We start from the raw sequence: 12,017 nt of genomic DNA, 5'->3' as shown, positions 1-12,017 counted from the left end.
GCGGGGGTCCGCGGCCCCCGCCCGCACGCCCCCCCCCGATACCACCCCCCGGGGCTGGGTCCCCGCCCCTGGGGGTGGGGAACCCAGGCCCGGTGGCGTATCCGTGTCCGGATCCCCGTGTTGGGGCCGGCCGGTTCAGCCCTTGACGACGGTGACTTCGCCGATGCCCAGCGCCCGCACGGGCTCCTCGATCGCCGCCGCGTCCCCGACCAGGACGGTCACCAGCCGGTCCACGGGGAAGGCACTGACGACCGCCGCCGTGGCCTCCACCGTGCCGGTCTGCGCCAGCCGGGCGTACAACTCCCCCTGGAAGTCGTCCGGGAGGTGCTGCTCGACCTGGTCGGCGAGCGTGCCCGCGACCGACGCGGCCGTCTCGTACCGCAGCGGCGCGACCCCGACCAGGTTCTGCACGGCGACGTCGCGCTCGGCGTCCGTCAGCCCCTCGGCCGCGAGCGTCCGCAGCACCGTCCACAGATCGGCCAGCGCCGGACCGGTGTTGGGCGTGTCCACGGAGCCGCTGATGCCCAGCAGGGCCGCGCCCGAGCCGTCGGGGGCGGAGCAGAGCACCTGGGCGAAGGCCCGGACGCCGTACGTGTACCCCTTCTCCTCCCGCAGCACCCGGTCCAGCCGGGAGGTGAGGGTGCCGCCGAGGCAGTACGTGCCGAGCACCTGCGCCGGCCACACCCGGTCGTGCCGGTCGGCCCCGATCCGGCCGATGAGCAGCTGGGTCTGGACCGCGCCCGGCCGGTCCACGACGAAGACCCGGCCGGTGTCGTCGGCGCTGATCTCCGCACGGGCCAGGGGCTCGGCCGTGTCGCCCTGCCAGGCGCCGAGGGTGTCGGCGAGCACGGCGTCCAGATCGACCCCGGTCAGATCGCCGACGACGACCGCCGTGGCCGTCGCGGGCCGGACATGGGCCTGGTAGAACGCCCGGACGGCGGCGGAGTCGATCCGCGCCACCGTCTCCTCCGTCCCCTGCCGGGGACGGGACATCCGCAGCCCGGCCGGAAAGAGCCGCCGGTACAGCTCCTTGGCCGCGCGGCGGCCCGGGTTGGCCGTCTCGTGCGGGATCTCGTCGAGCCGGTTGCGCACCAGCCGCTTGACCTCGCCGTCGTCGAAGGCGGGCTCGCGCAGCGCCTCGGCGAGCAGCCCGAGGGCCTTCGGCAGCCGCGAGACCGGCACCTCCAGGGACACCCGGACGCCGGGGTGGTCGGCGTGCGCGTCGAGGGTGGCGCCGCAGCGCTCCAGCTCGGCCGCGAACTCCTCGGCGGACCGCTTGCCGGTCCCCTCGGACAGGGCGCGCGCCATGATCGTGGCGATGCCGTCGAGGCCCTCGGGCTCCGCGCCGAGCGGGGCGTCGAGGTTGATCTCCACGGCCACGACCTGCTGGCCGGGACGGTGACAGCGGAGCACGGTCAGCCCGTTGGGGAGCGTGCCGCGGTCGGGGGCGGGGAACGCCCACGGGGTGGGGTCCCCGGACGCGGGCCGGGGGTGGAAGTCCATCGTGGTCAGCGGCTCGGTGGCGTCGGTCACTGGTCCGCCCCCTCTTCTGCGTCGTTGTCGGTCTCGTTCTCCACGTCGGCACCGGGCACGGGCTCGTACACCAGCACGGCCCGGTTGTCCGGGCGCAGCCGGGCGGCGGCGATCTCCCGTACCTCGTCGGCGGTGACGGAGAGCACCCGCCCGACGGCGCTCAGCGCCAGCTGGGGGTCGCCGAACAGCACCGCGTACCGGCAGAGTTCGTCGGCGCGTCCCGCGACCGTGCCGAGCCGGTCCAGCCACTCGCGCTCCAGCTGGGCCTGGGCCCGCTCCATCTCCTCCGGCGTGGGGCCCTCCGCGGCGAACCGGGCCAGCTCCTCGTCGACGGCTTCCTCGATCTGCGCCACCTCGACCCCGCCGGACGTCTTCACGTCCAGCCAGCCCAGGGACGGCGCCCCGGCCAGCCGCAGCAGCCCGAACCCGGCCGCCACGGCGGTCTGGTCCCGCCGCACCAGGCGGTTGTGCAGCCGGGACGACTCGCCGCCGCCGAGCACGGTGAGCGCCACGTCGACGGCGTCGCACTCACGGGTGCCGTCGTGCGGCAGCCGGTAGGCGGCCATCAGGGCGCGGGCCGGCACCTCCTCCTCGATCACCTCGCGGAGCTGCCGCCCCATGACGTCCGGCAGGGTGCCGTCGCGCGGCGGCTGCTTGCCGTCGTGGGCGGGGATGGAGCCGAAGTACTTCTCCACCCAGGCCAGGGTCCGCTCGGGGTCGATGTCCCCGACGACCGACAGCACCGCGTTGTTCGGCGCGTAGTAGGTACGGAAGAAGGCGCGGGCGTCCTCCAGGGTCGCCGCGTCCAGATCGGCCATGGAACCGATGGGCGTGTGGTGGTACGGGTGGCCCTCCGGGTAGGCGAGGGCCGTGAGCCGCTCGAACGCGGTGCCGTACGGAACGTTGTCGTACCGCTGGCGGCGCTCGTTCTTCACCACGTCCCGCTGGTTCTCCATCGACTCGTCGTCGAGGGCGGCCAGCAGGGAGCCCATCCGGTCGGCCTCCAGCCAGAGCGCCAGCTCCAGCTCGTGGGCGGGCATCGTCTCGAAGTAGTTGGTGCGCTCGAAGCTGGTGGTGCCGTTGAGGGAGCCACCCGCGCCCTGCACCAGTTCGAAATGACCGTTCCCCTGCACCTGCTGCGACCCCTGGAACATCAGGTGCTCGAAGAGGTGGGCGAGGCCGGTACGGCCCTCCACCTCGTGGCGCGAGCCCACGTCGTACCAGAGACAGACCGCGGCGACCGGGGTCAGATGGTCCTCGGAGAGCACCACGCGCAGACCGTTGGCCAGGCGGTGCTCCGTCGCTGTCAGGCCGCCCGAACCGGCCTGTGCTGTGGCCGTGTGACCCATGGGCATGTACGTCCCTTCGATCGCGATGCTTTTCTGCTGGTCCCCCCGGGACTGCCACTGTATGCAAGCGGGCTGACACCTGGCGAAGTTCCCGGTTGGTTCGGGGTTCGCGCTGGGCGAAGTCTGAGTGCGCGGGCGTGCCCCGGGGCGCGCCCGGTAGCCGCTCCGGCGGCTCGCCGACGAGTGGTCCGGCGGGTGCTCCGGCCCACCCGGCGGGGCCGTTCGGCGCGGGCGTGTTCCCGGGTGGTGGTCGGGGTTGTCGGTGCCACGGTCCACAATGGTCGGCGTCAGACCCCGCCCGGCCGTGAAGGAGCAGGAGCCGCGATGGCCCGCCGCAGCACCAAAACCCCGCCGCCCGATGATTTCGAGGAGCGGATCCTCGACATCGACGTCGTCGACGAGATGCAGGGCTCCTTCCTCGAGTACGCGTACTCGGTCATCTACTCCCGTGCCCTCCCCGACGCCCGGGACGGCATGAAGCCGGTCCAGCGCCGCATCGTGTTCCAGATGAACGAGATGGGGCTCCGCCCGGACCGCGGCTACGTCAAGTGCGCCCGTGTCGTCGGCGACGTGATGGGCCGGCTCCACCCCCACGGAGACCAGTCGATCTACGACGCGCTGGTCCGGATGGCACAGCCGTTCTCCATGCGGCTCCCCCTGGTCGACGGCCACGGAAACTTCGGTTCCCTCGGCAACGACGACCCCCCGGCCGCCATGCGGTACACCGAGTGCCGGATGGCCGACGCCGCGTCCCTGATGACGGAGTCCATCGACGAGGACACCGTCGACTTCGCCCCGAACTACGACGGGCAGGAACGGGAGCCCGCCACGCTCCCGGCCGCGTACCCCAATCTGCTGGTCAACGGCGCGTCCGGGATCGCGGTCGGGATGGCGACGAACATGCCGCCGCACAATCTGGCCGAGGTCGTGGCCGCGGCCCGCCATCTGATCCGCTATCCGGGCGCCGACCTGGAGACCCTGATGCGGTACGTCCCCGGGCCCGATCTGCCGACCGGCGGCCGGATCGTGGGCCTGGCGGGCATCCGGGACGCCTACGAGAACGGCCGCGGCACGTTCAAGATCCGGGCCACCGCGACCGTGGAGGACGTCACTCCCCGGCGCAAGGGCCTGATCGTCACCGAACTGCCGTTCACCGTCGGCCCGGAGAAGGTGATCGCCAAGATCAAGGATCTGGTGAACGCCAAGAAGCTCCAGGGGATCGCCGACGTCAAGGACCTCACGGACCGCTCCCACGGGCTGCGGCTGGTGATCGAGATCAAGAACGGTTTCGTCCCGGAGGCCGTCCTCGAACAGCTCTACAAGCTGACGCCGATGGAGGAGTCCTTCGGTATCAACAATGTGGCGCTGGTCGACGGCCAGCCCCTGACGCTGGGCCTGAAGGAGCTGCTGGAGGTCTATCTCGACCACCGCTTCACCGTGGTGCGGCGGCGCAGCGAGTTCCGCCGGAGCAAGCGGCGGGACCGGCTGCACCTGGTGGAGGGCCTGCTGGTCGCCCTGGTCGACATCGACGAGGTCATCCGGCTGATCCGCTCCAGTGAGAACTCGGCCCAGGCCAAGGAGCGCCTGATGGCGCGGTTCTCCCTCTCCGACATCCAGACGCAGTACATCCTCGACACCCCGCTGCGGCGGCTCACCAAGTTCGACCGGATCGAGCTGGAGAGCGAGCGGGACCGGCTGACGGCCGAGATCGAGGAGCTGACCCGGATCCTGGAGTCCGACGCCGAGCTGCGCAAGCTGGTCTCCGCCGAACTGGCGGCCGTGGCGAAGAAGTACGGCACCGAGCGGCGGACGGTCCTGCTGGAGTCGGCGGCCGTGCCGCTCACCGCGGTGCCGCTGGAGGTCGCGGACGACCCGTGCCGCGTGCTGCTGTCGTCGACGGGCCTGCTGGCCAGGACCCCCACCGGCGACGCGCTCCCGGAGCCCGGCGGGAAGCGCGCCAAGCACGATCTGATCGTCTCCTCGGTCCCGGCGACCGCGCGGGGCGATGTGGGCGTGGTGACCTCCGCCGGACGGCTGCTGCGGCTCGCCGTGATCGATCTGCCTCAGCTTCCGCCGACCGCGGCCGCGCCGAACCTGTCGGGCGGCGCGCCCCTCGCCGAGTTCCTGTCGCTGGAGACCGGGGAGGGCGTGATCTGTCTGACGACGCTGGCGGAGGACTCGCCGGGCCTGGCGCTCGGCACCCTCCAGGGCGTGGTCAAGCGGGTCGTCCCGGACTATCCGGCGAACAAGGACGAGCTGGAGGTGATGGCCCTCAAGGACGGCGACCGGATCGTCGGCGGCACGGAGCTGCGCACCGGCGACGAGGACCTGGTCTTCATCACCTCCGACGCCCAGCTGCTGCGTTTCCAGGCGTCGCAGGTCCGTCCGCAGGGCCGGGCGGCGGGCGGTATGGCCGGAATCAAGCTGGGCGGCGACGCGCGGGTGATCTCCTTCGCCGCCGTGGACCCGGCCGCCGACGCGGTGGTGTTCACGGCCGCCGGATCGACCGGCGCGCTGGACGACTCGTACACCACGGTCAAGCTGACCCCGTTCGACCAGTACCCCCGCAAGGGCCGGGCGACGGGCGGGGTCCGCTGCCAGCGGTTCCTGAAGGGCGAGGACGTCCTGCTGCTGGCCTGGGCGGGCGGCGCCCCGACGCTCGCCGCCCTGAAGAACGGCGCTCCCGCCGACCTGCCGGAGCCGGACCCGCGCCGCGACGGCTCGGGCACCCCGGCCGAATCGGCGATCGCCTTCCTCGCGGGCCCGCCCCGCTGACCCACCGGCGCCGGGGGCGGTGATCCAACGGGATCTCCGCCCCCGGGCCCCGGGCCGTACGGAAGGGTCGCCTCAGCCCTGCTCGTACGCGAGGTCGAAGGAATCGGGGGACTCGAAGGACCCGGAAAACACGCCGGCGGACTCCTCCGGCGGCTCCTCGTCGTACGCGGGCTCCACCGGGCCCGGCACGTAGCGCAGCACGCCCCACATGCTCGTCTCGTCGGGGGCCGTGTCCATGGGCGTCCGCCGGGCGGCGTCGAGGCCCCGCTCCAGTGCGGGGCCGTCGATACCGGAGCCGATGAGCACCAGCTGGGTCAGCCGCTCCTCCCCCCGGGGCCAGGGCTCCGGGGAGAACCGCAGAAAGCGCCCCACGGCATGGACGCCGTACCGATGCCCCGGGTCGGCGGGCCCGAAGTCCACGAACCCCTTGATCCGGTAGAGGCCCTCGGGGCGGGAGTCGAGCAGGTCCAGCAGCCGACGGGGATGCATCGGCTCACGCGCGGTGAAGGCGAGTGCCTCATAGGCGGCATGCAGATGCGTCCCGTGCCCGCCACTGTCGTGTCCACCACTGTCGTGACCGGCCTCTTCATGGCCGGCCTCCAGGAGGTCGTCGAAGGCGAGCTGTCCGACCCGCTCGGCGGCCGGCCGGCGCTCGAAGAACAGCTCCGGATCGACCCGTCCGTGCACCGCTTCCACCACGGCGGCCCCGCGCCCGAGCCGGGCGCCGATCGCGGACCGCAGTCGTCCCAGCTCCTCGCCCCCGACCCGGTCGGTCTTGTTGAGGACCACCAGATCGGCGACGCCCAGATGGCGGTCGATCTCCGGATGCCGCTCCCGGGTCGCCGGGTACTCGGCCGCGTCCACGACCTCCACGAGACCGCCGTACACGATCCGCTCGTTGTCGCTGGCGAGCAGCATCCTGACCAGCTCCTGGGGCTCCGCGAGCCCACTGGCCTCGATCACGATCACATCGAGCCGGGCCTCGGGCCGGGTGAGCCGGTCGAGGAAGACATCCAGCTCGGTCGCGTCGACCGCGCAGCACAGACAGCCATTGCCCAGGGACACCGTGGAGTCCCCGAGCTGACCGGCGACGGTCATGGCATCGATCTCGATCGAGCCGAAGTCGTTGACGATCGCCCCGATCCTGGTCCCCCGGGAGCTGCGCAGCAGATGGTTGAGGAGGGTCGTCTTCCCCGAGCCCAGAAACCCGGCGAGCACCAGGACGGGAATCGCCCCCGTCCCCCGGAACGAAGCCACCGGAGCCGCCGGGGCTCCCTGGGACTCCGAGAGCTCCGCGGTTGCGGGGTCGGCCGTACGACTCGGATCGATCGGGCTCACGCGCCGGTCACCTGCGCTTTCTCCCGCTCCGTTCCGGAGCCGGGACGGTCTCGTCAGTCTTCTCACCGGTTCTTGCCGGTCTTGCCGGTCTCGTCAGGGGAACGGGCATCACCCGGCCCCCGCTTCGTACCGGCGTCGTCTCCCGCGGTCCTCCACGGCCCGGACGGCCTGCCGTACGGGCACGAGACGCGGCCCGCCCAGCATAGGAGGCGGGACAGCCCCGGATTTCGGCCACCACGGGGCCCGGACCGGTGACGCGGGGTGACGTTTCCGGAAAAGCCCCGCGCCCCGTACCGTTTCTTTCCATGAGCACCGACCTGCCCCCGCCGCCTCGCCGGCGCCGCCTCGGCTGGCCCCAGCGGGTGTTTTCGCAGGTCCTGCTGATGCAGCTACTGATCGCCACCGGTGTCACCATCCTGGCCACGGGCCTCTTCCTGGCCCCGCTCAGCGCCCAGCTGGACGACCAGGCGATGCGGCGGGCGCTCGCCATCGCCCAGACCACCGCGTCCCCGGATATCGCGGAGCTGCTCACCACCAGCCGCCCCACCCCCGACGGTCCGGTCCAGGCCGAGGCGGAACGAATCCGCAAGGCCACCGGCGCCGAATACATCGTGGTCATGGGGCTCAGCGGGGTCCGCTGGTCGCACACCTCCCGCGAGGAGATCGGCTATGTCGTCTCCACCGACCCCAGCGCCCCGCTCGCCGGGCGCGAGGTGATGGAAATCGACAGCGGTACGCTCGGCCGCTCGGCCCGCGGCAAGGTCCCACTGCGGGACTCCGACGGCCAGATCATCGGCGCCGTATCGGTCGGCATCGAGTACGACAGCGTGCGCGACCGTCTGTTCTCGGCGATCCCCGGGCTCGTGGCCTACGCGGGCGGGGCGCTGGCCGCCGGTGCCATCGCCGCCTATCTGATCTCCCGCAGGCTCCAGCGGCAGACCCACGATCTTGCGTTCTCCGATATCTCGGCCCTGCTCGCCGAACGCGAGGCGATGCTGCACGGCATCCGTGAGGGCGTGGTGGCGCTGGACGCCTCCGGCCGGGTACGGCTGATGAACGACGAGGCGCAGCGCCTCCTCGGGCTGGCTTCCGACGGCAAGGGCCTGCCGCTGGAGCAGGTCCTGGGCGAGGGCCGGACCGTCGACGTCCTCACCGGCCGGGTCACCGGAGTGGATCTGGTGACCGTACGGGGCCACCGGGTACTGATCGCCAACCGGATGCCGACCGACGACGGCGGCGCCGTCGCCACCCTCCGCGACCGTACCGAGCTGGAGCGCCTCGGCCGCGAACTGGACTCCACCCGGGGCCTGATCGACGCCATGCGAGCCCAGGACCATGAACACGCCAACCGAATGCACACCCTGCTGGGACTGCTGGAACTGGAGATGCACGACGAGGCGGTGGAGTTTGTGAACGAGGTCGTCGGCGTGCACCGGGCCACCGCGGAACAGGTCACCGAGAAGGTGCACGATCCGCTGGTGGCGTCGCTGCTGGTCGGCAAGGCGACGGTGGCCGCCGAACGCGGTGTGTCCCTCAGCATCGCCCCGGAGACCCTGCTGCCCGACCGAGTCGTGGAGCCGCGCGAGATGGTCACGGTGGTCGGCAATCTCGTGGACAACGCGATGGACGCCGCCGCCGGCTCCGAAGACGCCTGGATCGAGGTCGAGCTGTACGCCGAGGGGAGCACGGCCGTGCTGCGGATCACCGACAGCGGGCCGGGGATTCCGCCTGAGCGCCGGGAACTGATCTTCACCGAGGGCTGGTCCACCAAGGAGCTCCCCGTCCACGGCAAACGAGGTCTGGGCCTGGCCATGGTGCGCAGACTCGCGGAGCGACAGGGCGGCCGTACGGAGGTCCGGGAAGCACCGGGAGGCGGCGCCGAGTTCATCGTGGTGCTCCCGGAAGCCCTGTCCGAACTGAGCGACCCCGAGGAGTCGGGGGAACCCACCCACGCCATTGCCGGGGAGGTGCGATGACCGGCACGACCACCACCGCAACCGGGCCGGGTACCGGCGAGGGCACCATCGACGTCCTCGTCGTCGACGACGACATCCGGGTCGCCGGGATCAACGCCGCCTATGTCGCCAAGGTGCCCGGCTTCCGGGTCGCCGCGACCGCGCATTCGGCTGCCGAGGCCGTAGCGGCCATCACCGACGCCCCGGTCGATCTGGTCCTGATGGACCACTACCTCCCGGACGGCAATGGGCTCGCGGTCGTCCGCGAACTCCGCCGGCTCGGCCGCCATACCGATGTGATCATGGTGACGGCGGCTCGTGATGTGGCCACCGTCCAGGCCGCGATGCGTCATGGCGCCCTCCAATATCTGGTGAAACCGTTCAACTTCGCGGGCCTCCGCACCAAGCTGGAGGCCTACGCCGGACTCCGTCGCGCCCTGCGCCGCGGCGGTGAGGCGGAACAGGCCGAGGTGGACCGGATCTTCGGCGCGCTCTCCGCCGGAGCCGTCGCCCCCGACCTCCCCAAGGGCCACTCCCGCACCACGGCCGAGGTGGTACGGCAGGTTCTGCTAACCGCCGACACTCCCCTCTCCACCCAGGAGATCGCCGACGAGGCCGGGATCAGCCGCCAGACCGCCCAGCGCTATCTGAAGCTACTGGAACGCACCGAGCGGGTCCGGCTGAGCCTCAAATACGGCGAGACCGGCCGCCCGGAACACCGCTACCTCTGGTCCCCCGGCACCTGACCAGGCCCTGGGCCATATCCGCAAAGTCCCGCCCGGCACCCGGCCCCCGCATTCTCCCCCGCAGCCCCTTCGGGCACGGGGGAGACGCACACACCGGGGACACCCCCAGCCACCGGACTGGAGAGCCGCGGGCCCCGCCCTACGGCCGAACGGCGCTCCTTTGCGGACTCGGCCTAAGGCCGGACCTCGGCCTCCGGGGGGCGGACCAGCCCCGTCCGGTAGGCGTAGCGGACCGCCTGTGCCCGGTCGTGGAGGTCCGCTTTGGCAAAGAGGTTGTTGATATGGGTCTTCACCGTGGCCGTGGAGATGAACAGCCGTCGCGCGATCTCCGTATTGTTGAGCCCGTCCGCGATCAGCGCCAGCACCTCGCCCTCACGCCCGGTGAGACCGTCCGGCAACGTCGGCGCCGAGGGCTCCGGCGCCGCGGTCACCCGTTCCAGCAACCGCTGCTGCACTTCCGGCGAGAGGCCCGCCCGCCCGGCCACCACATCCCGGATGGCCCGGACGATCTCCTCGCCCCCGGCGTCCTTGGTCAAATACCCCCGGGCGCCGGCCCGCAGCGCGGGAAAGAGCGAATCGTCATCGGCATAGGTCGTCAGCACCACCACCTGGGTGCCGGGATACTCCTCCCGAATCCGGCGAGTCGCCTCCACTCCGCCACAGCGCGGCATCCGCAGATCCATCAACACGGCATCGGGGGCCAGTCCGGCCACCAACGCGACGGCCTCGTCCCCGTCTCTCGCCGCCCCGACGACCTCGATCCCCGGCAGCAGCCCCAACAGCATCACGATCCCCTCACGGACCACGGCCTGGTCATCGGCGACAACTACCCGCATCGTCTCCGAACCACCGCCACCGCTATCACCACCGCCATCACCACCTCCCCGATCGGCCCCGACTCCGGCCCCGTCCCCCGTCACCATCCCGGCGCTACCCTCCACGCCCCCGCCCCTTCCGGCGCGCCGATCCGCGCCTCATGCTCCATCAGAGCGTCGTCGGTACAGACCGGCACCCTCAACCGCACCGCGAACCCGGCCCCTTCGGGCCCCGCTTCCAGGGTGCCGCCGAGCAACTCCGCCCGTTCCCGCATCCCCAGCAGACCGTAGCCGGAACCCGATCGGCTCAGCTCCCCGCTGTGGACAGTCGGCCCCGAGTCCCGCACCTCCAGCCGCACCCCACTCCCCTCATAGGCGAGCAGCAGCCTTACCCGCCCGCCGGGAGCGTGTTTGCGCGCATTGGTCAGCGCCTCCTGTGCCACCCGCCGAACGGCCTGCGAGACCTCGGGAGCCATCGCCAGCCGCTCCCCCGTGACCAGGGTGTCCGCCCCGTCCTCCGCGGCGATCTCCCGCAGATACTCCTCCACCGGAGTCAGCTCGCCCCGGAGCGCCGACAGTGCCTGCCGGGTCTCCGCCAGACCGTTGCGGGCCATGCCCCGGGCCGCTGTCACCCGGTCGAGTATCTCGTCGCGGAAGGCGCCCGCCGGCCCCCGTTGGATCTGGATGCGCGCGGCCTCCAGATGAACGAGCTGCGCGGAGAGGCTGTGCGCGAGGACATCGTGGATCTCACGGGCTATCCGAGCCCGTTCGGCGAGCGCCGCCGAGACCGCCTCGGCCTCCCGCGCCGCCCGCTCCTGGGCCAGCAACCGGAACCCCGCTCCCCGCGCCTGGGCGTCGAGCCGCAGGGCGCACCCGCCGAACAGGATCCCCGCCATGGTGATCGCGGTCCCCAGCGCATCGGCCTCCGGCACCTGAGCGGCGAAGGACGACGCGAGGGGCACGGCTCCCAGAAGTCCGATCAGCAGCGGCAGCCGCTCCAGCGCCAGGGCTGCCCCGGATATCCACATCAGCGCCGCCATGACGTCCGCCCCCACTCCGTGCGAGGCCCAGCCCATGGCTCCCAGGACGCCTATCAGCCCGGCGGACGCCACCAGCTTCCGATCCCGGGTCGTCCGGCGCAGAAGAATCCCGGTGCCCCCGCCCACCAGCAGCGCGAACACGGGGAAGATGAGCCACCAGCCGTGGAGACGCCCGGAGGCGTAGGCGCTGGAGAGCGCCCATGTCGCGAGCGCCCCCAGCAGCACGACGTCGAGCACGATCTGTGTGCGCGGCACCCCCAGCTCGGACAGCGCCTCCCGCCCGGGCCACCTCATGACTTTCACGGTCGACACGACGTCCCCCTTCCGTCGCTTCGATGCTACGGAGCGGGTCCGGACCGGGAAATCAGCTCGGGGGTGGAGTTCTCGACTCCACCCCCGGGTGGGCGCGGCCTCACCGGTCGGCGCCCTCGACCATGCGTCCGGCAGGTGGCGCCGGGAGGGTACC

General features: G+C 72.0%; 8 protein-coding genes. 3 read left to right on the top strand and 5 right to left on the bottom strand.

What is annotated here, in order from left to right:
* Positions 1-135: 135 nt before the first annotated feature.
* Positions 136-1,503, bottom strand: a complete 1,368-nt coding sequence (locus ACFXG1_RS04190) for a M16 family metallopeptidase (protein ID WP_384720707.1) — start codon at positions 1,501-1,503, stop codon at positions 136-138.
* Positions 1,504-1,529: 26 nt separating this feature from the next.
* On the bottom strand, positions 1,530-2,882 hold the full coding sequence (locus tag ACFXG1_RS04185) for a M16 family metallopeptidase (protein WP_384740972.1): 1,353 nt from the start codon (positions 2,880-2,882) through the stop codon (positions 1,530-1,532).
* A gap of 324 nt (positions 2,883-3,206) precedes the next feature.
* Between ACFXG1_RS04185 and ACFXG1_RS04180 the strand changes: the two genes are divergently transcribed.
* The gene (locus tag ACFXG1_RS04180) at positions 3,207-5,657 is read left to right on the top strand and encodes a DNA topoisomerase (ATP-hydrolyzing) subunit A (RefSeq protein WP_384740847.1); all 2,451 of its coding nucleotides are present in this window, start codon (positions 3,207-3,209) and stop codon (positions 5,655-5,657) included.
* Between the two features lie 72 nt (positions 5,658-5,729).
* Here the strand turns inward: ACFXG1_RS04180 and ACFXG1_RS04175 are convergent, their stop codons facing one another.
* Positions 5,730-6,914, bottom strand: a complete 1,185-nt coding sequence (locus tag ACFXG1_RS04175) for a CobW family GTP-binding protein (RefSeq protein ID WP_384715255.1) — start codon at positions 6,912-6,914, stop codon at positions 5,730-5,732.
* 386 nt (positions 6,915-7,300) lie between these two features.
* On the opposite strand from ACFXG1_RS04175, the gene ACFXG1_RS04170 reads away from it, so the two are divergent.
* The gene (locus ACFXG1_RS04170; protein ID WP_384715258.1) at positions 7,301-8,971 is read left to right on the top strand and encodes an ATP-binding protein; all 1,671 of its coding nucleotides are present in this window, start codon (positions 7,301-7,303) and stop codon (positions 8,969-8,971) included.
* Positions 8,968-9,696, top strand: coding sequence for a response regulator (locus tag ACFXG1_RS04165; protein ID WP_384715261.1), 729 nt, complete (start codon positions 8,968-8,970; stop codon positions 9,694-9,696). The genes ACFXG1_RS04170 and ACFXG1_RS04165 overlap by 4 nt, the downstream gene beginning before the upstream one ends.
* Before the next feature lie 173 nt (positions 9,697-9,869).
* Here the strand turns inward: ACFXG1_RS04165 and ACFXG1_RS04160 are convergent, their stop codons facing one another.
* Positions 9,870-10,532, bottom strand: coding sequence for a response regulator (locus ACFXG1_RS04160; RefSeq protein ID WP_384715264.1), 663 nt, complete (start codon positions 10,530-10,532; stop codon positions 9,870-9,872).
* A gap of 80 nt (positions 10,533-10,612) precedes the next feature.
* Entirely contained in the window at positions 10,613-11,845 is a 1,233-nt protein-coding gene (locus tag ACFXG1_RS04155; protein WP_384715267.1) for a sensor histidine kinase, read from the bottom strand.
* Positions 11,846-12,017 lie beyond the last annotated feature (172 nt).

The sequence above is a fragment of the Streptomyces sp. NPDC059248 genome, from assembly GCF_042753905.1.
Taxonomy (GTDB): domain Bacteria; phylum Actinomycetota; class Actinomycetes; order Streptomycetales; family Streptomycetaceae; genus Streptomyces.
Note: the sequence above shows the minus strand (reverse complement) of the source record. Positions and strands in the feature narration are given on the sequence as shown.

What these genes read in the sequence shown, in the direction of transcription:
- ACFXG1_RS04165 (WP_384715261.1), top strand. Translation starts at nt 8,968, where the DNA reads ATGACCGGCACGACCACCACCGCAACCGGGCCGGGTACCGGCGAGGGC.
- ACFXG1_RS04155 (WP_384715267.1), bottom strand. Translation starts at nt 11,845, where the DNA reads ATGAGGTGGCCCGGGCGGGAGGCGCTGTCCGAGCTGGGGGTGCCGCGC.
- ACFXG1_RS04190 (WP_384720707.1), bottom strand. Translation starts at nt 1,503, where the DNA reads ATGGACTTCCACCCCCGGCCCGCGTCCGGGGACCCCACCCCGTGGGCG.
- ACFXG1_RS04170 (WP_384715258.1), top strand. Translation starts at nt 7,301, where the DNA reads ATGAGCACCGACCTGCCCCCGCCGCCTCGCCGGCGCCGCCTCGGCTGG.
- ACFXG1_RS04180 (WP_384740847.1), top strand. Translation starts at nt 3,207, where the DNA reads ATGGCCCGCCGCAGCACCAAAACCCCGCCGCCCGATGATTTCGAGGAG.
- ACFXG1_RS04185 (WP_384740972.1), bottom strand. Translation starts at nt 2,882, where the DNA reads ATGGGTCACACGGCCACAGCACAGGCCGGTTCGGGCGGCCTGACAGCG.
- ACFXG1_RS04160 (WP_384715264.1), bottom strand. Translation starts at nt 10,532, where the DNA reads ATGCGGGTAGTTGTCGCCGATGACCAGGCCGTGGTCCGTGAGGGGATC.